Source organism: Qipengyuania marisflavi, from assembly GCF_005884405.1.
Lineage (GTDB): Bacteria > Pseudomonadota > Alphaproteobacteria > Sphingomonadales > Sphingomonadaceae > Qipengyuania > Qipengyuania marisflavi.
In genome coordinates, this window is the sequence record NZ_VCAO01000007.1 from 1 (window position 1) to 19,258 (window position 19,258).

A 19,258-nucleotide genomic window follows, 5' to 3' on the forward strand; every position below is an offset into this window, starting at 1 on the left:
CCGGATATTGCTGGAAAACTACTTCCTGCCGGGCGACCTTGAAACCCAGATCGAGGCGTTCGTCGAGCATTACAACCACCAGCGCTATCACGAGAGCCTGAAAAACGTCACACCTGCCGACGCCTACTTCGGCAGGGCAGAAGCCACCATCAAACAGCGCGAAAGGATCAAACGCAAAACCATCGAACAAAGGCGCTTGCAACACCGCAAGCTTGCCGCATAATATCAACCAACCAGATGAGCCCAAACACTCACCTGTTTTAAACTGCCTAATGTCTCAAATTATCTGACGACGGACATTCAGCGAGGTCGGTTAGATAGACGATGACTTGCGTCGAAAGCGGAACCGCGTGCGTGCGCCGCGCTTTCATCTTGCCTGCCGGGATTTTCCAAACCCGGTCAACCAGATCGATCTCGCGCCATTCGGCATGTCGCAGTTCGCCCGGGCGAACAAAGACATGAGGAGCGATCTGCAACGCGAACCTTGTGATCAGATGGCCGGTGTAGTCGTCTATCGCACGTAAAAGCCCACCAAGCTCCCTGGTCTCAAGGATCGCTGCGTAATGCGTAGCCCGCGGCGTGATCAAAGCACCTTTGAGCATGCTCGTCGGATCGGATTTGCACCGGGTCGTGGCGACGCCATACCGAAAGACCCTGCCTGCAAAGGAACGAGTCTTCTTTGCAGTCTCGTGCTTCCCACTGGCTTCCAGACGCTTGAGCGGAGCAAGAACCTCAAACGGCTCAATCTCATGAATTGGCCGGTTGCCGATGGCCGGTGCAAGCTGATCGAGGAAGTAATTTGCCTTGATGATCGTTCCTTCGGCACGGCCATTCTGCACCATCATCTGTTCGATGTATTCGCGGGCAACGGCTTCGAAGGTCTGGGCAGACAGGAACTCCTCGCGGATCTTTTTCTTCCGTTTGTCGAAGGCAGGATCCCCGCCTGATGCAACGGTCTGCCTTGCTTCGTAGGTCGCGTCACGCGCTTCCTTGAGGCTGACCTCGGGGTAGCTCCCGATTACGAGCTTCTTCTCGAGCTTGCCGAGCCGGTATCGAAATCGCCAGTGTTTGCCACCGGCTGGGGTAACCTCAATATAAAGGCCTCGCTGGTCAGCGACCTTGTAAGGTTTGTCTTTCGTCTTGAGAGCGCGGAGCCGCGTTTCGGTCAGAGGCATTTGCGGGCCTTTTCCAAATGTGGTTTTCGCAAAGGCCCGCAAAAGGCCCGCAAAAATGTCTGGAACCCCCGAGAACAAACGGGACGATCCGGAACTACCAAAGGGCCAAATCCCTAGGGTTTCTGCGGGTTTTATATAGATTATCTGCGAGAACAAGAGAAGAACAAATGGTGCCCAGAAGAGGACTCGAACCTCCACGCCCTTGCGAGCGCCAGCACCTGAAGCTGGTGCGTCTACCAATTCCGCCATCTGGGCACCGGAGCGGTCCGGGCATCAAAGCCGGGCCGCGGGTAGGGGCGGGCCACTAGCGAAGGGGGGGGCGCCTTGTCAATCGCCAAAGCTCTGCCCGTGCGAATGCTTGCGGGCGCGGCGTGCTTGCGGCAAGGGGCACGCTATTGATCCGATACCAACGACAGGCGATGGCAATGGCGAAGAATGGCGCTTTGAACGGCAAAATGGTGGTGCTGATGGGGGGCAGCGGCTTCCTGGGCAATTATGTCGCACAGGCGCTGCTGAAACGCGGCGCGCGGTTGCGGATAGCCAGCCGTCATCCTGAACAGGCCTATCGCCTCAAGACGCTGGCCAATCTGGGCCAGCTGCAACTGGTACGCTGCGATGCAACCGATCGCGCCAGCGTGAACAATGCCATTGCGAGCGCGGATGCGGTGGTCAATCTGGTCGGCAGTTTCGACGGCAATCTGGCCCGACTGATGGGCGAGGCTCCCGGCTGGATGGCTGCGGCAGCTAAAGAAACCGGCGCGCAGAGTTTCGTCCATGTCAGCGCGATTGCCGATCCTGGCGACGAGGATGCGCCCAATGCCTATGGCATGGCCAAGCAGCTGGGCGAGGAGCGGGTCCGTGCCGCATACCCCAACGCCGCCATCCTGCGCCCTTCGGTGCTGTTCGGACGCGACGACGATTTCATCCAGATGTTCGCCGGACTCGTGGCGACCTTCCCCGTGCTGCCCGTGTTCGGTCCCGATGCCGTCCTGCAACCTGCCTATGTCGATGATGTCGCAGAGGCGATTGTGACGGTGTTGGAGCAGCCGGACAAGCATGGCGGCAAGACCTTCGAGCTGGGCGGTCCCGAAGTGCTGACCATGATGCAAATCAACCAGGCCATTGCCGCGGCACAGGGGCGTGATCGCACGCTGCTGGCCGTGCCCGATGCACTGTCGGGTGTGTTCGCGATGCTTCCGGGTACACCGATGTCCAGCGATCAGTGGCGGATGCTAAAGGCTGGCAATATCATTTCGGCCGCGGCACCGGGGTTCAAGCAGCTGGGCATTGCGCCCAAGCCGCTGTCGCTGTTCCTCGACAAATGGATGGTCCGGTTTCGGCAGCACGGCCGGTTTGGCAACAAACTGAACGCCTGAGCTAGTCCTCAGGCAGCGGCGCAGTGCCCTCGCCGGTCAGCAGCGTGAGCGGCTCAACCGTCAGCGCGGTGCCACTGATGCCGGTAATCCGCACACGGGTGCCAACTGCGACATCACTGCCGCGCGCCATCCACTCGCTGTCGCCGACCTGGACGCGGCCAGTGCCGCCATCCAGCGCCTTGGTCACCAGTGCGGTTTCCCCGACCAGCCTCCCGGCGCGGTTGTTAAGCAGGGGATCGGCGCTGACGATAGGCCGGTCGCGCAGGAACCGTTTGGCGGAATAGGCGGCAATCAGCGCCAGCGAGACGAAGCTGATGACCTGAATCGCCAGTGGCGGGTCGGAAATAAACACCAGCAGCCCGGTGACCAGCGCTGCCACGGCCAGCCAGATTAGGTAAACACCCGGCACCACCAGTTCCAGCGCGGCCAGCGCCAAGCCAATGATGATCCAGACCCAGTGCGGCTCGATCCCGTCCATCAGATCAGCCTTGCGGCCCGCCCTCGCCCGTGCGCGGCACCGTTGGGCTGCGACGGACGGGGGGCACGCGCTCACGCTCGCGCGAAGCTGGCAGCGCAGTTCCGGTGTCAACCGACCCCTTCACATCGCCGAAGGTCTCGCGCATCAATTCGCCGATCCCGCCCAGCGATCCGATCAGCTGGGTGGCTTCCATCGGGAACAGGATGGTCTTGGCATTCGGGCTGTCGGCGAATTTGGCGATCGCCTTGGTGTATTCCTGCGCCACGAAATAATTGATTGCCTGGCTGCCCGATTGCGCGATGGCGTTGGAGACGGCTTCGGTCGCTTTCGCCTCAGCCTCTGCGGCACGTTCGCGGGCTTCGGCATCGCGGTAAGCGGCTTCGCGCTTGCCCTCGGCCTTGAGGATGGCGGACTGCTTGTCGCCCTCGGCGCGCAGGATGTTGGAGGCGCGGTCGCCCTCGGCTTCGAGGATTTCGGCGCGCTTGAGCCGTTCGGCTTTCATCTGCCGCGCCATCGCCTCGGAAATATCCAGCGGCGGGCGGATATCCTTGATCTCGACCCGGGTGATCTTGACGCCCCAAGGCGAGGTCGCATGATCGACCACCGACAACAGCCGTGCGTTGATCTCGTCCCGCTTGGACAGAGTTTCATCAAGATCCATGCTGCCCATCACGGTGCGCAGATTGGTGGTCGTGAGCGCCATGATCGCCTGATAGAGGTTGGACACCTCGTAAGCGGCTTTGCCCGCGTCCAGCACCTGGAAGAACACTACGGCATCCACCCCGACCATCGCGTTGTCGGCGGTGATGATTTCCTGTCCGGGAATATCGAGCACCTGCTCCATCACATTCACCTTCTGACCAACCCGGTCGATGAAGGGGGTAATGATGTGCAAGCCCGGCTCTGCGGCCTTGGTGTATTTGCCGAAGCGTTCGATGGTGTAGACATAGCCTTGCTTGACCACGCGCACCGCCATCAGCAGGAACAGTACCAGCAGCAGCAGCAACAGACCCAAAGTCAAGGTAACGCCCAATGTCCTACACCCCTATACAACCAGCCGGCCGGAAATCTGCCGTGCTGCATCCTAACGCACCTGCGCGCAGGCACAAGCGAGCGATTGCGGCGGGGGTGGCGGCGCGGGATAGCGCGGCTGCGGCATCTGATCTCTATCGTATGATGCTGCGTCAGAGCGCCCCGGCATAGAGCGCCAACAGCCGCGCCCAGGCGCGTTCTGCTTCGGGTTCGTCATAGCTGGGGCTGTCGGGCACGCACCAGCCGTGATCGGCGGCATAGACCTCAATCTCTACCGTTCGCCCGGCTGCATCGGCAGCGGCCCGCAATACGGTCTTGTCATCGGGTGCCTTGGCATCGTCATTCTGCGCAATTGCGATCAGATGGCTGGCACCCGAATTGACCAGCAGATTGTGCGGGCTCATCGGATTGCCATCGCGTACCAGGCCCCCGCCGTGGAAGCTGGCCGCGCCGCGCACGCGTGTGTTCACACCCGCAGCGCTCCAAACGGTAAAGGGTCCGCCCATGCAATAGCCTTGCGTACCGACACCCCGCGCGCTGTCGACCGGCTGTTGTGCATCAAGCCAGCCAATCGCCTTTTGCGCATCGCGCATGATCGCCGCTGCATCGAGCTTGCCGCGCCAGGGGCCGACTTTGCCAAAGCCGCCGCTGCCTGCAAATGCCGCGAAATCGGCAAACTGTTCACCCGCAACATCGCGGTAATAGGGGTTGGCGACAAACACGGCGTAACCTTCGCTCGCCAGACGGCGCGCCATTTGCCGCTTGGCCTCGCGGATACCGGCGATGTCGGGCCAGAACAGCACTGCGGGATGCTTCCCGCTGGCGGGGTGGACGAAAAACCCGTCCATCGTGCCATCAACGGTGGCAAAGCTGACCATGCCTTCGACCAGCCCCTTGGGCGAGCTGTCAGCCTCCATCGGCACACAGGCCGCCGCTGCACCAGCCGCACCCAGCGCGCCGAACCCACGCCGCGTCACATTGCTGTTTGCCCAATCGGCAAGGGTCTGTTCGTCGCACATAATCCGTCTCCGCTAATCCGGTAAGCCGCACAGATTACGCGCTTCCCCGCGCAGGGCAAGCGCGGCGGCTGGCGTCTTACAATTCGAAAATCACATCGCCAAAGCTGGTGTCAGCCAATGCCTCTTTCACACGCGTGCGCTCGGCATCTGACAGCGGCCCGTCCGTGCTGACGATATGCGCAATCGGGCGATGGAGAGCGATTGCGCCCTCCATGATCTTGCGAATGGCGCGCACCACGGTGTCTTCGAAATGGCGCTGATGGGCGACCAGTTCGGCGGCGCTGGAGAAGGGAAAATCGGCAGGTTGATCGACGAAATTGCCGGTCCGCCGGTCAGCTATCTGCACCCGGTCGCGATAAATAGAGAAATCGAGATCGAGCCGCCGGAACATCTCATCGCCGCGCCAATGCGGCTTCGCTTTGTGTCATCAGCTTGGCGATGATGTCGGCAACGGGTTCCTCTTCCTTGAGCATTCCCACTGACTGGCCCGCCATCAGGCTGCCGTTTTCGACATCGCCGTCCACCACCGCGCGGCGCAATGCACCGGCCCAGTAATGTTCGATCTGCAACTGCGCTTCGCCCATTTCGATGGCGCCGCTGTCGAGAATGGCGGCCACTTCGCGTTGCTTGGCGGTGAATTCTTCAGTGCCCTTGTTCTTCAAGGCGCGCACGGGGATCACCGGCAACCGGGCATCGACCTGCACGCTGGACACTGCGTCGCGGGCATTGGCGCGGAAAAACGCTTTCTTGAAATTGGCGTGCGCAATGCTTTCGGCGGCGCACGCAAAGCGCGTGCCCAGCTGAACCCCGGCAGCGCCCATTTCCAGATAGCCGGCAATCGCCTGACCGCGCCCGATCCCGCCCGCCACAAAGACCACGTGATCCTCGGCCAGTTCGGGCAGGAATTCCTGCGCCAACACGCTGGTGGACACCGGGCCGATATGGCCGCCCGCCTCCATCCCTTCGATCACCAGCGCGTCGCCGCCGCCGCGCAGCAGTTTCTTGGCCAGCGCCAGTGTGGGGGCGAAGACAATGACCTTGGCGCCAAACGCCTTGATCGCATCGACGCTGCCCTTGGGAGGGATACCGCCTGCCAGCACGACGTGGCTGACACCGTGCCGCGCGCACACTTCAATCAGGTCGAACAACTGCGGGTGCATTGTGATCAGGTTCACGCCAAACGGCTTGGCGGTCAGCTTCTTCGTCTCGGCAATTTCATTATCGAGCAGTTCAGGCGTCATCGCCCCGCAAGCGATCACGCCGAAGCCGCCCGCATTGGAAATGGCGGACACCAGCGTGCGTTCCGACACCCAGCTCATCGCTCCGCACAGGATTGCATAATCCGTGCCGAGGAAATCCGTGCCGCGGCGCATCAGGCTTGTCGTCTTGCTATATTGGCTCATGGGCGAGCGACTTATGCGAGCAGCGCCGCAGCGGCAAGCGCTACCACCAGCCTTGCGCTTTCAAATCGGGCGCTGCGCTGCGCGATACCGGCGCTTCCAGCCCGCCAGCCAGCGCCAGCCGGACATTGCGCCCGGCGCGCCGCACGCCCTGCACTGCGCCGCGCGCGACCCACCAGCTGCGATGCACCTGCGCGCCTTCCAGCCCATCCAGCTCGCTCACAGCATCACGCATCCGCATCAGGATCAGCTCGGACCCCACCGCCGTATGCGCGCGGACATAATGGTCTTCCATTTCCAGCGCGATCAGTTCGCTGCCGAGCTGCCGCGGCAACCGGTCGAGGAATGCCGGGCCGGCGGGCGTTACGGCCGGAGCTTCAGGCGCAGCCGGTTCTGATGCCGTATCCGGTGCCGGTTTTGCCCGCGTGCCCAGATTGTTGAACATCAGGGTAATCAGCGCGCCGATGATCAACACGTTGAAATAATGCAGCAGCGCGGTTTCCAGTGACGGGGCGCGGATCGGACCCGGCAGTTGCCCGGAAACCCACACAAGAATGGCCATCGGCACAGTCGCCACCAGCACAGTGACGATCCACAAAAACCATTCGGGCAAATCAAGTTTGGGGGCCAGCCGCAGAATGACCGTACCGATCGGCTGGTACAGCATATAACCCGCCACCGCCAAGCCGGTCCAATAGACGATCCGCCAACCAAACGGCGTCGCAAAGCTGCCAAACGGGCCGATCAACGCGAGCACCAGCCCGACGCCCAGCATGATCGCCAGATCGATCATCAGCTTGCGCGCAAATCGCGCCTTCGGACTGGGTGCCAGATCACTCATTGTGCCGTCAGCCTAGTGCCAATTCGCGCTTCGTAAAGTGGCAAGGCGGCGGATTTACGCGCTTTTCACGAAGCACGCCGCCCGCCCGCGCACAGGCGATTGCCCGCCAGTGGCAACCCGGCATGAAGGGGGAACAGACAGATCACACCGGAGACACAGCATGACCGCCACCGCACTCAAGCCAACCAACAAGTCCGGCTTCGACATCAGCCCTACTGCCCGCACCATGGTCAGCCTCGCCTGCTTCACCATGTGCTTTGTGTGCATCCTGGCGATTGGCCGCGCACTGCTGGGGATGGCCCCTGATTTGCCTTATCTGCAGAAACTGCCGGTAATCATCCATGTTGCCAGCGTACTGCCCGCAGTGCCGCTGGGCGGTTATCTGCTGCTGGCGGCGAAAGGCACGGCGCGGCACAAGCGGCTGGGCAAATTGTGGCTTGTGCTGATGCTTGTCACGGCCACCTCCGCCATTTTCATCCAGAGCAGCGGCGGCTTCAGCTGGATCCATATCTTTGTGCCGATCACCTTCCACGCCGCTTGGAAGACGGTGGCCACTGCACGCCAGGGTGACATCGCCGGGCATAAGAAACACCTGGTAGCTATGTACTTGGCCGCGTTGATGATTCCCGGCATTGCCGCCTTCATGCTGCCCGGACGGCTGATGAACACGATGCTGCTTGGCTGAGCCTTATTCGCCGTAATGGATCGTCACCCGGTCCGCCGCCTGCCGTGCGATCCGGCGGGCGGTATCGGTGTCTCCGGCGGTCGCCAGCGCCACCCCCATGCGGCGGAACGGGCGGCTGGTCGGCTTGGCAAAGATGCGCAAATCAGTGCCCTGCTCCGCCAGCGCATCGGCAAGCCCGCTATAGGATAGCGCCGCGCTGTCACGGTCAGCCAGGATCACCGCCGAGGCAGCAGGCCGCGCGCGGATCTGCGCCGGAACGGGCAACCCCATGATGGCGCGCGCATGCAAGTCGAATTCGCTGAGGTTCTGACTGACCAGCGTGACCATGCCTGTGTCGTGTGGGCGGGGGCTCAGTTCGGAAAAGATCACTTCCTCGCCCTTCACAAAGAACTCCACGCCGAACAGGCCGTAACCGCCCAGCTCGTCCACCACCTTGCGCGCCATGTCCTGCGCGCTGGTGATTGCGGCGTCAGTCATAGGGGTGGGCTGCCAGCTTTCCTGATAATCGCCGCGCTCCTGCCGGTGCCCGATGGGCGGACAGAAGGTCACGCCGTCCTTGTGCCGGACGGTCAGCAGCGTGATCTCGTAATCGAAGTGGACAAATTGCTCGACAATCACCCGGCTGCGGTCGCCGCGCATTCCGGCCACGGCATAGTCCCATGCCGCCTCAAGCCCGCTTGCGTCCTGCACAGTCGACTGACCCTTGCCGCTGGAGGACATCACCGGCTTGATCACGCAGGGAAAGCCGGTGTGCGCCGCGCCCGCGCGCACATCGCCCAGGCTTTCGGCATAGCGATAGCGCGAAGTGACCAGCCCCAACTGATCCGCCGCCAGATCGCGAATGGCATCGCGGTTCATCGTCAGCTGCGCCGCGCGGGCGGAGGGGACGATGTGATAGCCCTCCCCCTCCAGCTCGGCCAGCACCTCGGTGCGAATCGCCTCGATCTCGGGCACGATAAAGTCGGGCCGATGCCGCTCCGCGACCGCACGCAATGCCGCGCCGTCGAGCATGGAAAACACCTCACAACCATCCGCCACCTGCATCGCCGGCGCACCTTCATAGGCATCGCAAGCCACCACATAGGCACCCAGCCGCTTGGCCGAGATCACAAACTCGCGGCCCAACTCGCCCGAGCCGAGGAGCAGGATTTTGGCGGTGTGGGTCAAGCTACCTCGTCACTCGCATCCAGCCCGTAAGCCGTATGCAGCACGCGCACGGCCAGTTCGGTTTCATCCTCGTCGATCAGCACGCTGACCTTGATTTCGGATGTCGTGATTGCCTGAATATTGATCCCGCGGTCGGCGAGGGACTGGAACATTGTGCTGGCCACGCCCGCATGACTTTTCATGCCGACACCAACAACGCTGATCTTGGCGATCTTGCTGTCGCTGATCAGGCGGTTAAAGCCGATGTCCTCGCGGCGATCCTCCAACAGTGCCTGTGCGCGCGCCAGATCGGATTGCGGGACGGTGAAGGTCACGTCGGTCTCGCCCTTGTCGCGGCCCACGTTCTGAATGATCATGTCGACATTGATCGACGCCTTGGCCAGCGGTTCAAAGATATGCGCGACCGATCCGGGGCGGTCGGGCACGCGGGTCAGGATAATCTTGGCTTCGTTCTTGTCATGCGCGATGCCGGTCACGTGCTGGCGTTCCATATCGCCCTTCTCCACCAATGCGTTCATTTCATCTTCCGACACGATCAGCGTGCCGGGAATATCGTCTGCGGGGATCGCGTCATCGCCCACGAAGCTGGAGAGGACCTGCACGCGCACGCCCTCTTTCATCGCCAGCCCGACCGAGCGGGTCTGGAGCACCTTGGCCCCCACGCTCGCCAGTTCGAGCATTTCCTCATAAGTCACCGCCTTCAGCTTGTGCGCCTTGGCGACAATGCGGGGGTCGGTGGTATAGACGCCGTCGACATCGGTGTAGATGTCGCAGCGGTCGGCGCGGATTGCCGCCGCCACCGCCACAGCCGATGTGTCCGATCCGCCGCGGCCCAGCGTGGTAATTCGCCCGGCGTCAGAGACACCCTGGAAACCGGGGATGACCGCGATCTCGCCCGCTGCCATCGCGGCAATCAGCGCTTCAGCTTCGATATCCTCAATCCGTGCCTTGGCGTGCGCCTCGATCGTGCGGACGGGCATCTGCCAGCCCAGCCAGCTGCGCGCCTGACAGCCCAGTGATTGCAGGGTCAGCGCCAACAGGCCGCTGGTCACCTGTTCGCCGCTGGCCACCACGACGTCATATTCTGCCGGATCATAAAGCGGGTTTGCCTCGCGGCAGAAATTGACCAGCCGGTCAGTCTCGCCCGCCATGGCCGAAACCACCACTGCAACCTCGTGCCCGCGCGCCTGTTGCTTGCGCACGATATTGGCGACGCGGCGAATGCGCTCGGTCCCGGCCATCGACGTGCCGCCGAATTTCATCACGATACGAGCCAAGCGCGTGCGTCTCCGTGCTGGAATGCAAGTGCTGCGGCTGCTAGCCACGCACAATGAGTGATGCAACCGATACGGTGACAAGGAAAGCTTCAGGCGGTCAAACGATCCGGCCTGAAGAGGCGGCGCACTTTGGCGCTCTGGCAAAAGAATGGTGGGATCCCAAGGGCTCCTCCGCGATGCTGCACAAGCTCAATCCGGTGCGGCTGGGCTTCCTGCGCGAGGCGGTGGATAGGCACTGGAGCGGCGATATCCGCCACCGCCGCCCGCTGGTGGGAAAAAGCGTGCTGGACGTCGGCTGCGGCGCTGGGCTGCTGTGCGAACCGCTGTCACGGATGGGCGGCGCCGTCACGGGCGTGGACGCCGCGCCCGAGAATATCGCGGCGGCGGCGCTGCACGCCAAGGGGGGCGCGCTCGACATCCGCTATATCGCAGGCGAGTTGGCGGAACAGGATCTGGGCCAGTTCGATCTGGTAACGTCGATGGAAGTGCTCGAACACGTCGCTGACAAACGCGCCTTTGTGGGTGAGCTGGCCGCACGGCTGTCACCGGGTGGGCTGATGGTGCTGTCCACTCCCAACCGCACTCAGGCCAGCCGCCTGCTGCTGGTCGGAGCCGCCGAAGCGGTCGGCATGGTCCCGCGCGGCACGCATCATTGGGAAGATTTCGCCACTCCCGAGGAATTGCGCGAGCTGCTGGCGGCTGCGGGGCTGGCAATGGGCGAGCCACAAGGCATCGCCTTCTCGCCCGCCAAGGGTCTGCATCTGTCGAGTGATCTGGCGCTGAACTACATCGTTACGGCGCGGCGCGCGGGGTAATCCCACCGCTCAGCAGCCCTGACCACCACCGCCGGATGGTCGGTAAACACGCCGTCCACGCCAGCCGCCTTCACAATCCCCACCAACCCCGCGAGGTCGCCGGGGGCGCTTTCTCCGGTGCCGCGTTGCACGATTGGCGGGAGGAAGGCGTTTTCGTGACGCAGGGTCCAGACGTGGACTTTCAGCCCTGCGCCCTGCGCGGCGGCGATGGTGCCGGTGGGCACGCCATCGCCCGTCAGCAGCAACCGCAGATCCGCGCCAATCGCGTCGGCATAGGTCGCGATTTCGGCCAGACCGCTGGGCGTGAGCATTTCTTCATAGCGCATCGCTGGCTCGTCCGCCGGGCCAGCGCCGGGTTTCACCAGCAGCACCAGCGGCACCTCCACCATCCGGTTCAGCCGTTGCAACGGGCCGACTTCGAAGCTTTGCACAAACACCAGGTCATCGGCATCATCGAGGTCGGCCTTGCGCAGCGCGGTGACCAGCAGATCGACAATGTCGAAGCCCTGCTCGAGCAGGAATGTCGGGTGCTTGAGTTCGGGATAGATGCCGATCCGCCGTCCGCTCTCGGCCTCCTTCGCGCGCACCAGCTGCAACACTTCAGCAAGAGTGGGCACCGGGTACAATCCGTCGAAGTGGGCATTGGCAGGTCGCAGGCCGGGAATCCGTTCTCTGGCACGCAGCGTGCGCAATTCGGCCAGCGTGAAATCCTCGGCAAACCAGCCGTTCACCAGTTCGCCATCCACAGTCTTGCTGCGCCGCCGGTCGGCAAATTCCTCATGCGCAGCCACGTCAGTGGTATCGGACAGCTCGTTCTCGTGGCGAACAACCAGTATATTGTCGCTCGTCACCACCAGATCAGGCTCGATATAGTCGGCCCCCTGGTCAATCGCCCGTTCGAATGCCGCCAGCGTGTGCTCGGGCCGCTCCCCACTCGCGCCGCGATGCGCGATGACCAGCAGTTCCCCAGCCGTCACCGATTGCGCGGCCAGTCCCAGCAGAACCGCAAGCAACGCTGCGCTTAACCGAATCTTGACCCCAAAGGCGGAAAAGGTGGTTGTCATGTTCAAGAAGATTCTCCTGGCGGCCGTTGTTGTGATCGGTCTGGTTTACGCCTCTGGCAATGATCTCGGTTCGATAAAACGCAAGGTTACTAACCTGTCGAGCGAAAACGCGCGCAGTTTCACGGGCGGTTCGAATGACAATTGGGGCAAGAATTCACGTCAATGAAGCGCTTCATTCCACTGTTCAGGATCGAAACCGACCAGAACACCGCCGGAATGTTCGGCCACCGGACGTTTGATCAGGCTGGGATGCTCCACCATCAAAGCAATCGCGCTGGCACGGTCGATACCGGCCTTCTGCATCTCTGACAATTTGCGATACGTCGTCCCGCGCCGGTTCAGCAGCACTTCCCACCCCACCGCATCGGCCCATTCTCCCAGTTTTGCGGGATCGGCACCGACCTTCTTGTAATCGTGAAACGCATAGTCGCGGCCCTGCCCGTCCAGCCATTTGCGCGCCTTTTTGACCGTGTCACAATTGGGAATGCCGTAGAAATTTATGATCATCGCAATGTCGCTTTCGTCAAAAATTCGCGGCCCCGTTTACAGGAGCGTTCATTCGGCGGCGACGGCGTGCTGGGCCGCTGCCACCAGCTCATGCAGCGCTTTCATATGCGCGGCAAATGCCTTGCGTCCCTTCGGCGTGAGCGAAACCCATGTCCGCTGGCGGCCGTCGCGCTTTGCCTTGCGCACGGTGATATAGGCCGCTTCGGACAGGGCCGAGAGATGCTTCGACAATACAGAATCGCTGACTTCGACCACATCCTTGATGATGGCAAACTCGGCATCGTCCACCCGCGCCAGCATGGCGGCAATCTGCAGACGCGCAGGCGCATGGAGTACAGGGTCGATGTCCGCGGTCATGTGGCACCCGCACCGGAAGCCGAGCGGTCGAGATCGGCGTGATACAGCCGTTCCCACCAGATACTGCTGGCGGTGACGACCACGAACACACCAAGGGCAATCGGCACCCCCAGCGGCGTCCACATATGGAGGCCGGGCGCTGCCCAGGCGAGCAGCGCAAATCCCGCCAGAGTGGCCGCAATGGCGAGCCAGAACGCAGGGCGCGCTGCCCTGGATGACCAGCCATTGACGAACATCCCGTCACGTTTTCTGTCGCTATGCGAGATCCAGACTACCCCTCCCACCACCAGGAGGATCGTCACGATGGCAAGCGGGATCGGGACGGCCCAGCTGATCACGCACAGCGCCTGAAGCAGACCAGCCGCGGCATGGCGGGGCAGCGACCAATGCATTCGCTTCGCCAACCGCCGGTCAGTCTGTGCGACAGCGTCCAGTGCCGCGCGGGGATCGTTTTCATAAGCCATGTTCAAGTCCTTCACTTGCCAATATGGAAAGCGATAGGGGCCACTTTCCGATTCGGCAAGTTAAAACTTTCCAATTTGGAAAATGACTATCTGGAGCCGCCGTGCGCGGCAGCGATGGCCACGGCCAGCGCATCGGCGGCATCGGCGCCCGCCACTTTCACGCCGGGCAGCAGCACGCCAATCATCGCCTGCACCTGGGCCTTGTCCGCCGCGCCGGTGCCGACCAGGGTTTTCTTCACGGCCCGTGCGGAATGCTCGCTGACGGTCAGGCCCGCCGCGCCGCACGCCGCCAGCACCGCGCCGCGCGCCTGCGCCAGTTTGAGCGTGGATTGCGGGTTCTTGTTGACGAAGACTTCTTCCGCCGCTGCCCGGTCAGGCCGGTGCTGTGCAATCACCTGTGCCAGACCAGCCTGCAAAGCCGCCAGCCGCGCGGCCAGCGGTGCCTTGGCATCGCTGGGCAATTGGCCATTGGCGATATGTGTCAGACGGCTACCCTCGGCGCGGATCACGCCCCAGCCGGTGCAGGATAGCGAGGGATCAAGCCCGAGGATGATCACAGCCGCAGGCCGAAGCGCGGCCCGAACTGCATCATCGCCAGATACAGCACCACGGTGAGCACGCAGCCGGCCGCCAGCGCCGCCCAGAACCCGGTTCCCGAACGCAGCAGCACCGGGATCACCAGGAACATCGGCAGGCTGGGCAGGACATACCAGAAGGTCGCCTGCGCATGGACTGCCATATTCTCCGCATCAGGGCGCGCGTACCACAGGAAGATCATGCCCAGGATCGACACCAGCGGGAGCGAGGCGATCAGCGCCCCGCCCGCCGGAAGACGCCGCCCGATTTCGGCAATCGCCGCGATCATCACGCCGGCCAGCAGCGCCTTCGCGGCGAAGCCCAGCATCAGCCGAGCTTTTCCATGATCTCGTCCGAAATCTCGTAATTGCCCCAGATCGTCTGGACGTCGTCATCATCGTCCAGCGTGTCGATAAGCTTGAGCAGAGTACCGGCACCTTTCTCGTCCATATCGACAGTGATGTTGGGCTTCCATGCCAGCTTGACCGTCTCGGCCTCGCCCAGCGATTTTTCCAGCGCGCTGGAGACTTCGTGCAGATCGTCGGGCGCCGTCCAGATGGTGTGGCCATCCGCGGTGCTTTCGATATCGTCCGCGCCAGCATCCATTGCGGCTTCGAGAACCTTTTCCTCATCGCCCACAGCGGCCGGATATTCGATCAGGCCCAGCCGTTCAAAGCCATGCTGGACCGACCCTTCGCTGCCCATATTGCCGCCATTCTTGGAGAAGGCGGTGCGGACATTGGTGGCGGTGCGGTTGCGATTGTCGGTCAGTGCCTCGACAATGATGGCGCTGCCACCGGGGCCATAACCTTCGTAGCGAACTTCCTCGTAATTTTCCGCATCGCTGGCGGTGGCTTTGTCGATTGCCCGCTGGATATTGTCTTTGGGCATCGATTGCGCCTTGGCCGCATTGACCGCCAGCCGCAGTCGCGGGTTCATGTCGGGATCGGGCATCCCCATCTTGGCCGCCACGGTGATTTCGCGTGAAAGCTTGGAAAACAGGCCAGAGCGCTTCTTGTCCTGAGCGCCCTTGCGATGCATGATGTTTTTGAATTTGGAATGGCCGGCCATGGGATCTCTTGTTTCCGGTGATTAGGATAAGGGACCCGCATAGCCGCATGACCGGAGAAACCTCAACCCTCGCGCATGCGAAATCGTGGCGCGGGGAAGCCAAACGGGTAATTGCCTTTGTGCGCCGCCCGATTCTGCCGGAAAAAGCGGCGGGGATCAGCAGAGCCAGCCTGGCGGCTGTGTGGCGGCTATACCTGCTCGATATCGCGCTGATGGCGGTGCTGCTGGCGATTGCCGGAGCCGTGTTGATGAGCGGGTTTGAATTTCCCGAGAACGAGATTGCCGGGCTGACCCTGTCGCCCAGGGTGCTGGCCCTGATCGTGCTGCTGGCCCCGCTGATCGAGGAAATCGGCTTTCGCAGCTGGCTGTCGGGGCGGCCGGGCCATGTGCTGGCCGCCGCATTTCTGGCGTTTGCGCTGTTCGGGCTGCCGCTGGTGTTTGGTGATGGCGGATCGCTGTGGTTTGCCGTGTCATTTTTTGGCGCGATGGTGCTGGCGCTTGGCACACTTTACGCGCTGCGGAAACGCGGCCAGATGCCGTGGTTCGCGCGCGCTTTCCCGCTGTTCTTTGCCGCAGCAACGATCAGCTTCGCACTGATCCATCTGTTCAATTATCAGGAGGGGACACTGGCGGTCCTGCTGCCGCTGGTGCTGCCGCAGCTGATCGCCGGGACCATCTTTGGCTATGCACGCGTCACCTATGGGCTGTGGGCCAGTATCGTACTGCACATGCTGCACAATGGCACTGCCATCGGACTGGTCCTGTTGGCCACCAGCGCCGCCGAAACAGCGCCGATTGCCGGATAGGCATGCTTCAGACCTTGACCGCAGTCCCGCTGGCCGAAACCATCAGCATCGATCCGGTATCACCGATCACCTCGTAATCCAGATCAACGCCCACAACGGCATTGCCGCCGCGACCGGCGCATTCGGCCTGCAATTCCTGAATTGCCTGCTCGCGCGCTTCGGACAGGATCCGTTCGTAACTGCCTGAGCGGCCACCCACGATATCGCGGATATTGGCGAACAGATCGCGGAAGATATTCGCGCCGACGATCACCTCGCCGGTTACGATGCCCAGATAATCCTGGATCGGCTTACCCTCGATCGTGGGGGTGGTGGTGACGATGATGCCGCGGGCATCTTTCCAAGGGCCTGCCATTATCTTCTCCGTTCAATTCAAGAGTTTTGCGACGTTATAATGCGTGATCAGCCCAGTCCGAGCGCCGCCTTGTAGGTATCCAGCACCATTTCCATTTCGGCGCGGTCATCAGGCTTCATTTTCCGCAGGCGGACGATCTGGCGCATGATCTTGCTGTCATAGCCGACCGCCTTGGCTTCGGCATAAACATCGCGGATGTCGTCGGCGATGCCCTTCTTTTCTTCTTCAAGACGTTCGATACGCTCGATCAGCAGGCGCAGGCGGTCGTCGGTGGCTTCGGCCATGGGGTTCGCTCCAGTAAGATTAGAATCAGTTGGCCGCTCGATAGCGAGCATGGCTGCGCGGGTGAAGGCGGTGCAGCGCTATTCCACGCGATTCTTCGCAATGCTTGCCTGCATCGCGGCCAGCTGCGCCTCGGTCGCAGGGGTCTGGCGCGTGGCTTTCCACTCTGCCGCCGGCATATTGTGGATCAATTCGCGCGCCGCTTCCTTGTCACCGTCATACCCCGCGTCGCGGATCCAGTCGGCCAGGCAATTGCGGCAGAAACCCGCCAGCCCCATCAGCTCGATATTCTGCGCGTCGTGGCGGTGGCGCAAATGGCGCACCAACCGGCGGAACGCATCAGCGGCCACGGCATCGGGCAGCGTATCGAGCGGGTCTGTATTCGTATCCATGGGGCCATTCATCCTTGAGTTGCGAGGCCGCTCTGCCATAGGCGATGGTCATGCAAAAGCCCGATGACACGCCGCTCGCCGCCCCCCGCCTCGACCCGCGGGGCCGTAAGGTCAAAATCCTTGCCACCGTCGGCCCCGCCAGCAGCTCACCCGAAATGCTGGCGCGGCTGTTCAAGGCCGGAGTCGATGCCTTCCGCGTCAATATGAGCCATGGCGAACATTCCGACCATGCCGCCACCATCTCTGCCATCCGTGCGCTGGAAAAGCAGTTCCACCGCCCCATCGCCATTCTGGCTGATCTGCAAGGCCCCAAGCTGCGCGTTGGTAAGTTCAAGGATGGACAGGCGGTAATCCGCCATTCGGGGCATTTCACGCTGGACCGCAATACCGAACCCGGTGACGAAACCCGCGTGCAATTGCCGCATCCCGAACTGTTCGGCCTGCTGGAAAAGGGTCAGCGGCTGCTGATCAATGACGGCAAGATCATCCTGCGCGTGATCCGCGCGGATACAGATGCCATCCTGTGTTCGGCCGAAGTTGGCGGCGTTATTTCCGATCGCAAGGGCGTGAACGTGCCCGATGCCGAAGTGCCGATCCCCGCACTGACCGAGAAAGACCGCCGCGACCTGTCCTTTGCCGTCGCACAGGGCGTCGACTGGATCGGCCTGTCCTTTGTCCAACGGCCCGAAGATCTGGCCGAAGCGCGCAAGCTGATGTCCAGCCGTACCGGCCCCGGCCCCGCCCTGTGCGCCAAGATTGAAAAACCGATGGCGGTGCACCGTCTGGACGAAATTATCGAGCTGAGCGACGGCATCATGGTCGCGCGCGGCGATCTGGGTGTCGAGCTGGAGCCGCAGGAAGTCCCGCCGCTGCAGAAACGCATCGTCAACAAGACGCGTATGGCGGGCAAGCCGGTGATCGTCGCCACGCAGATGCTGGAATCGATGATCGAAAGCCCCGCTCCGACCCGCGCCGAAGTCTCCGACGTCGCCAATGCGGTCTATGACGGCGCCGATTGCGTGATGCTGTCGGCGGAAACCGCAGCAGGCGACTGGCCCGAAGAAGCCGTGACCATCATGCACAAGATTGCGCAGCAGGTGGAAGGCGACGAAGGCTATCTGGCGCGCGTCCGCTTCCTCGAAACCCCGCCCGATCGGACCACTGCCGATGCGCTGGCGCACGCCTGCATGACCGTGGCCGATACTGTCGCGGTGGAGGCTATTACCGTCTTTACCGGATCGGGATCGACCGCCCGCCGCGTGGCGCGCGAACGGCCATCGGTGCCGATGATGGTGCTCACCCCTTCGATGAAAACCGCCCGGCGGCTGGGCCTGCTATGGGGTGCCCACGCGGTCGCCACCAAGGACATCGGCAGTTTTGAAGAGATGATTGCCAAGGGCAAACGCATGGCCCTGCGCCACGGCCTGGGCCGCGCTGGCAGCAAGCTGATCGCACTGGCGGGCGTGCCCTTCGGAACACCGGGCAGCACCAATTTGCTGCACGTGGTGACAATTACGGGCAACGAGCTGGACGCGCACGAGGGGTAGCGGCGAAAGCGGCTCGCTATCAACCAGAACGCGAATAAGCCTCAGCGATCCAGCCTTTTACCTCGTCGTCGAAGTCCGACAGGCTTTCGATACGGACCCGGTGGCTGCACATGGCGTTATAGGTTTCCAGCCGCCCTTCCGGGTTATCGCCTTTCAATGCCAACCCCAGGTCGATCCGTGATTTTGTTGCCGGCGTCACCAGCGCAAACTGCTTCTTGCGGCGCAAACTGACGCTGGATTTTTTCGGCGCCACTTCAACGTCACTTCCAAGACCTTCGCAGAAGCGCAATATCTCGTCATAAATTGCTCGCAAGCCCGCCTTCGGACCAGAATATTGCATGGCCACAGGATCGTCGGGCTGGTCACCTTGCAGTGCCTGACTAGCGATCAAATTGGCAAAGCCATGAGTGACGCCGTGCTCTGATTTGAGAAAAGTCACGATCTGGCCGTGCTTCGCCAGACCCTCGCTGCCGATCAACGCAATCCACTCGGCCAGCGTTTTACCAGTCTTTTCCGGCAAATTGCTGAACATGGTGGCCAACTACTCTTCCGGGGAAGCCATCTGCAAATTC

At 62.2% G+C, this 19,258-nt stretch carries 27 protein-coding genes and 1 tRNA gene; 7 read left to right on the top strand and 21 right to left on the bottom strand.

The genetic code is table 11. From position 1 onward, the window contains the following. Positions 1–223 (top strand): integrase core domain-containing protein (locus tag FEV51_RS10990; protein ID WP_138616259.1); only part of this gene is annotated, 223 nt, incomplete at its 5' end. Between the two features lie 46 nt (positions 224–269). Here the strand turns inward: FEV51_RS10990 and FEV51_RS10995 are convergent. Together FEV51_RS10995 and FEV51_RS11000 are read right to left on the bottom strand one after the other, a co-directional pair. Further along, entirely contained in the window at positions 270–1,175 is a 906-nt protein-coding gene (locus tag FEV51_RS10995; protein ID WP_138618887.1) for a tyrosine-type recombinase/integrase, read from the bottom strand. 168 nt (positions 1,176–1,343) lie between these two features. Beyond that, positions 1,344–1,430, bottom strand: a tRNA-Leu gene (locus FEV51_RS11000). A gap of 170 nt (positions 1,431–1,600) precedes the next feature. Between FEV51_RS11000 and FEV51_RS11005 the strand changes: the two genes are divergently transcribed. Continuing rightward, complete coding sequence (locus FEV51_RS11005; protein ID WP_138618889.1) at positions 1,601–2,551, top strand: complex I NDUFA9 subunit family protein; 951 nt, start codon at positions 1,601–1,603, stop codon at positions 2,549–2,551. 1 nt (position 2,552) lies between these two features. On the opposite strand, the gene FEV51_RS11010 is transcribed toward FEV51_RS11005, so the two are convergent. From FEV51_RS11010 to FEV51_RS11035, 6 genes are all read right to left on the bottom strand, one after another. Then, positions 2,553–3,029, bottom strand: a complete 477-nt coding sequence (locus FEV51_RS11010; protein ID WP_246034539.1) for an NfeD family protein — start codon at positions 3,027–3,029, stop codon at positions 2,553–2,555. 4 nt (positions 3,030–3,033) lie between these two features. After that, positions 3,034–4,005 carry an SPFH domain-containing protein gene (locus FEV51_RS11015; RefSeq protein WP_138619009.1) on the bottom strand — a complete coding sequence of 324 codons (972 nt, stop codon included), beginning with the start codon at positions 4,003–4,005 and terminating at the stop codon, positions 3,034–3,036. A gap of 208 nt (positions 4,006–4,213) precedes the next feature. Beyond that, positions 4,214–5,080 (bottom strand): dienelactone hydrolase family protein, encoded by an 867-nt coding sequence (locus FEV51_RS11020; RefSeq protein WP_138618891.1) that lies wholly within the window; start codon positions 5,078–5,080, stop codon positions 4,214–4,216. A 76-nt stretch (positions 5,081–5,156) separates the two neighbouring features. Beyond that, positions 5,157–5,471 carry a Rossmann-fold NAD(P)-binding domain-containing protein gene (locus tag FEV51_RS11025; RefSeq protein ID WP_138618893.1) on the bottom strand — a complete coding sequence of 105 codons (315 nt, stop codon included), beginning with the start codon at positions 5,469–5,471 and terminating at the stop codon, positions 5,157–5,159. Between the two features lies 1 nt (position 5,472). Further along, positions 5,473–6,483 (bottom strand): NAD(P)H-dependent flavin oxidoreductase, encoded by a 1,011-nt coding sequence (locus tag FEV51_RS11030; protein WP_138618895.1) that lies wholly within the window; start codon positions 6,481–6,483, stop codon positions 5,473–5,475. 40 nt (positions 6,484–6,523) lie between these two features. Continuing rightward, entirely contained in the window at positions 6,524–7,321 is a 798-nt protein-coding gene (locus FEV51_RS11035; protein WP_138618897.1) for a LytTR family DNA-binding domain-containing protein, read from the bottom strand. 160 nt (positions 7,322–7,481) lie between these two features. Here FEV51_RS11035 and FEV51_RS11040 point away from each other — a divergent pair, with 160 nt between their 5' ends. Further along, positions 7,482–8,006 carry a DUF2306 domain-containing protein gene (locus FEV51_RS11040; protein WP_138618899.1) on the top strand — a complete coding sequence of 175 codons (525 nt, stop codon included), beginning with the start codon at positions 7,482–7,484 and terminating at the stop codon, positions 8,004–8,006. Between the two features lie 3 nt (positions 8,007–8,009). Here FEV51_RS11040 and purT read toward each other — a convergent pair whose 3' ends face one another. Further along, positions 8,010–9,173: a formate-dependent phosphoribosylglycinamide formyltransferase gene (gene purT / locus FEV51_RS11045; RefSeq protein ID WP_138618901.1), complete on the bottom strand. Its 1,164-nt coding sequence runs from the start codon at positions 9,171–9,173 to the stop codon at positions 8,010–8,012. Beyond that, positions 9,170–10,450: an aspartate kinase gene (locus FEV51_RS11050; RefSeq protein WP_138618903.1), complete on the bottom strand. Its 1,281-nt coding sequence runs from the start codon at positions 10,448–10,450 to the stop codon at positions 9,170–9,172. Before FEV51_RS11050 ends, purT begins: the two co-directional genes overlap by 4 nt. 53 nt (positions 10,451–10,503) lie before the next feature. On the opposite strand from FEV51_RS11050, the gene ubiG reads away from it, so the two are divergent. Then, positions 10,504–11,265, top strand: a complete 762-nt coding sequence (gene ubiG / locus FEV51_RS11055) for a bifunctional 2-polyprenyl-6-hydroxyphenol methylase/3-demethylubiquinol 3-O-methyltransferase UbiG (protein ID WP_138618905.1) — start codon at positions 10,504–10,506, stop codon at positions 11,263–11,265. Here the strand turns inward: ubiG and FEV51_RS11060 are convergent. Then, entirely contained in the window at positions 11,235–12,329 is a 1,095-nt protein-coding gene (locus tag FEV51_RS11060; RefSeq protein WP_138619011.1) for a glycerophosphodiester phosphodiesterase family protein, read from the bottom strand. The two genes, ubiG and FEV51_RS11060, sit on opposite strands and share 31 nt — an antisense overlap. Here FEV51_RS11060 and FEV51_RS13175 point away from each other — a divergent pair. Then, positions 12,328–12,495: a hypothetical protein gene (locus FEV51_RS13175; RefSeq protein WP_171033115.1), complete on the top strand. Its 168-nt coding sequence runs from the start codon at positions 12,328–12,330 to the stop codon at positions 12,493–12,495. The genes FEV51_RS11060 and FEV51_RS13175 overlap by 2 nt on opposite strands. Here the strand turns inward: FEV51_RS13175 and FEV51_RS11065 are convergent. The 6 genes from FEV51_RS11065 to FEV51_RS11090 form a co-directional block, all read right to left on the bottom strand. Further along, positions 12,489–12,836, bottom strand: coding sequence for an ArsC family reductase (locus FEV51_RS11065; RefSeq protein WP_138618907.1), 348 nt, complete (start codon positions 12,834–12,836; stop codon positions 12,489–12,491). The genes FEV51_RS13175 and FEV51_RS11065 overlap by 7 nt on opposite strands. Positions 12,837–12,884: 48 nt before the next feature. After that, the gene (locus FEV51_RS11070) at positions 12,885–13,193 is read right to left on the bottom strand and encodes a winged helix-turn-helix domain-containing protein (protein WP_138618909.1); all 309 of its coding nucleotides are present in this window, start codon (positions 13,191–13,193) and stop codon (positions 12,885–12,887) included. Further along, complete coding sequence (locus FEV51_RS11075; protein WP_138618911.1) at positions 13,190–13,657, bottom strand: hypothetical protein; 468 nt, start codon at positions 13,655–13,657, stop codon at positions 13,190–13,192. Before FEV51_RS11075 ends, FEV51_RS11070 begins: the two co-directional genes overlap by 4 nt. A gap of 86 nt (positions 13,658–13,743) precedes the next feature. Continuing rightward, a complete protein-coding gene (gene ruvC / locus FEV51_RS11080) occupies positions 13,744–14,214 on the bottom strand; it encodes a crossover junction endodeoxyribonuclease RuvC (protein WP_138618913.1) in 471 nt (156 codons plus the stop codon). Continuing rightward, positions 14,211–14,561 (bottom strand): DUF3147 family protein, encoded by a 351-nt coding sequence (locus FEV51_RS11085; protein WP_138618915.1) that lies wholly within the window; start codon positions 14,559–14,561, stop codon positions 14,211–14,213. The genes ruvC and FEV51_RS11085 overlap by 4 nt, the downstream gene beginning before the upstream one ends. Further along, the gene (locus tag FEV51_RS11090; protein WP_138618917.1) at positions 14,561–15,304 is read right to left on the bottom strand and encodes a YebC/PmpR family DNA-binding transcriptional regulator; all 744 of its coding nucleotides are present in this window, start codon (positions 15,302–15,304) and stop codon (positions 14,561–14,563) included. The genes FEV51_RS11085 and FEV51_RS11090 overlap by 1 nt, the downstream gene beginning before the upstream one ends. Positions 15,305–15,351: 47 nt before the next feature. Here FEV51_RS11090 and FEV51_RS11095 point away from each other — a divergent pair, with 47 nt between their 5' ends. Next, positions 15,352–16,110 (top strand): CPBP family glutamic-type intramembrane protease, encoded by a 759-nt coding sequence (locus FEV51_RS11095; RefSeq protein WP_138618919.1) that lies wholly within the window; start codon positions 15,352–15,354, stop codon positions 16,108–16,110. Positions 16,111–16,117: 7 nt separating this feature from the next. On the opposite strand, the gene FEV51_RS11100 is transcribed toward FEV51_RS11095, so the two are convergent. From FEV51_RS11100 to FEV51_RS11110, 3 genes are all read right to left on the bottom strand, one after another. Then, positions 16,118–16,465, bottom strand: a complete 348-nt coding sequence (locus FEV51_RS11100; protein WP_171033116.1) for a heavy metal-binding domain-containing protein — start codon at positions 16,463–16,465, stop codon at positions 16,118–16,120. Between the two features lie 47 nt (positions 16,466–16,512). Next, complete coding sequence (locus FEV51_RS11105) at positions 16,513–16,749, bottom strand: DUF2312 domain-containing protein (RefSeq protein WP_138618921.1); 237 nt, start codon at positions 16,747–16,749, stop codon at positions 16,513–16,515. A 78-nt stretch (positions 16,750–16,827) separates the two neighbouring features. Beyond that, positions 16,828–17,139, bottom strand: a complete 312-nt coding sequence (locus tag FEV51_RS11110) for a DUF1244 domain-containing protein (RefSeq protein ID WP_138618923.1) — start codon at positions 17,137–17,139, stop codon at positions 16,828–16,830. A 50-nt stretch (positions 17,140–17,189) separates the two neighbouring features. On the opposite strand from FEV51_RS11110, the gene pyk reads away from it, so the two are divergent. Then, the gene (gene pyk / locus FEV51_RS11115) at positions 17,190–18,686 is read left to right on the top strand and encodes a pyruvate kinase (RefSeq protein ID WP_138618925.1); all 1,497 of its coding nucleotides are present in this window, start codon (positions 17,190–17,192) and stop codon (positions 18,684–18,686) included. A 19-nt stretch (positions 18,687–18,705) separates the two neighbouring features. Here pyk and FEV51_RS11120 read toward each other — a convergent pair whose 3' ends face one another. Then, positions 18,706–19,218, bottom strand: coding sequence for a DUF4287 domain-containing protein (locus FEV51_RS11120; RefSeq protein ID WP_171033119.1), 513 nt, complete (start codon positions 19,216–19,218; stop codon positions 18,706–18,708). Positions 19,219–19,258 lie beyond the last annotated feature (40 nt).

Bases quoted from the DNA above. Each gene is read 5' to 3' on its own strand.
- FEV51_RS11010 (WP_246034539.1), bottom strand. From the start codon at position 3,029: ATGGACGGGATCGAGCCGCACTGGGTCTGGATCATCATTGGCTTGGCG.
- FEV51_RS11015 (WP_138619009.1), bottom strand. From the start codon at position 4,005: ATGGCGGTGCGCGTGGTCAAGCAAGGCTATGTCTACACCATCGAACGC.
- FEV51_RS11040 (WP_138618899.1), top strand. From the start codon at position 7,482: ATGACCGCCACCGCACTCAAGCCAACCAACAAGTCCGGCTTCGACATC.
- ubiG (WP_138618905.1), top strand. From the start codon at position 10,504: ATGAGTGATGCAACCGATACGGTGACAAGGAAAGCTTCAGGCGGTCAA.
- FEV51_RS11090 (WP_138618917.1), bottom strand. From the start codon at position 15,304: ATGGCCGGCCATTCCAAATTCAAAAACATCATGCATCGCAAGGGCGCT.
- FEV51_RS11065 (WP_138618907.1), bottom strand. From the start codon at position 12,836: ATGATCATAAATTTCTACGGCATTCCCAATTGTGACACGGTCAAAAAG.
- FEV51_RS11060 (WP_138619011.1), bottom strand. From the start codon at position 12,329: ATGACAACCACCTTTTCCGCCTTTGGGGTCAAGATTCGGTTAAGCGCA.
- FEV51_RS11110 (WP_138618923.1), bottom strand. From the start codon at position 17,139: ATGGATACGAATACAGACCCGCTCGATACGCTGCCCGATGCCGTGGCC.
- FEV51_RS11025 (WP_138618893.1), bottom strand. From the start codon at position 5,471: ATGTTCCGGCGGCTCGATCTCGATTTCTCTATTTATCGCGACCGGGTG.
- FEV51_RS11100 (WP_171033116.1), bottom strand. From the start codon at position 16,465: ATGGCAGGCCCTTGGAAAGATGCCCGCGGCATCATCGTCACCACCACC.
- FEV51_RS11075 (WP_138618911.1), bottom strand. From the start codon at position 13,657: ATGGCTTATGAAAACGATCCCCGCGCGGCACTGGACGCTGTCGCACAG.
- FEV51_RS11070 (WP_138618909.1), bottom strand. From the start codon at position 13,193: ATGACCGCGGACATCGACCCTGTACTCCATGCGCCTGCGCGTCTGCAG.
- FEV51_RS11085 (WP_138618915.1), bottom strand. From the start codon at position 14,561: ATGCTGGGCTTCGCCGCGAAGGCGCTGCTGGCCGGCGTGATGATCGCG.
- FEV51_RS11005 (WP_138618889.1), top strand. From the start codon at position 1,601: ATGGCGAAGAATGGCGCTTTGAACGGCAAAATGGTGGTGCTGATGGGG.
- FEV51_RS11020 (WP_138618891.1), bottom strand. From the start codon at position 5,080: ATGTGCGACGAACAGACCCTTGCCGATTGGGCAAACAGCAATGTGACG.
- FEV51_RS11120 (WP_171033119.1), bottom strand. From the start codon at position 19,218: ATGTTCAGCAATTTGCCGGAAAAGACTGGTAAAACGCTGGCCGAGTGG.
- FEV51_RS11030 (WP_138618895.1), bottom strand. From the start codon at position 6,483: ATGAGCCAATATAGCAAGACGACAAGCCTGATGCGCCGCGGCACGGAT.
- FEV51_RS11035 (WP_138618897.1), bottom strand. From the start codon at position 7,321: ATGAGTGATCTGGCACCCAGTCCGAAGGCGCGATTTGCGCGCAAGCTG.
- FEV51_RS13175 (WP_171033115.1), top strand. From the start codon at position 12,328: ATGTTCAAGAAGATTCTCCTGGCGGCCGTTGTTGTGATCGGTCTGGTT.
- FEV51_RS10995 (WP_138618887.1), bottom strand. From the start codon at position 1,175: ATGCCTCTGACCGAAACGCGGCTCCGCGCTCTCAAGACGAAAGACAAA.
- FEV51_RS11105 (WP_138618921.1), bottom strand. From the start codon at position 16,749: ATGGCCGAAGCCACCGACGACCGCCTGCGCCTGCTGATCGAGCGTATC.
- pyk (WP_138618925.1), top strand. From the start codon at position 17,190: ATGCAAAAGCCCGATGACACGCCGCTCGCCGCCCCCCGCCTCGACCCG.
- FEV51_RS11095 (WP_138618919.1), top strand. From the start codon at position 15,352: ATGACCGGAGAAACCTCAACCCTCGCGCATGCGAAATCGTGGCGCGGG.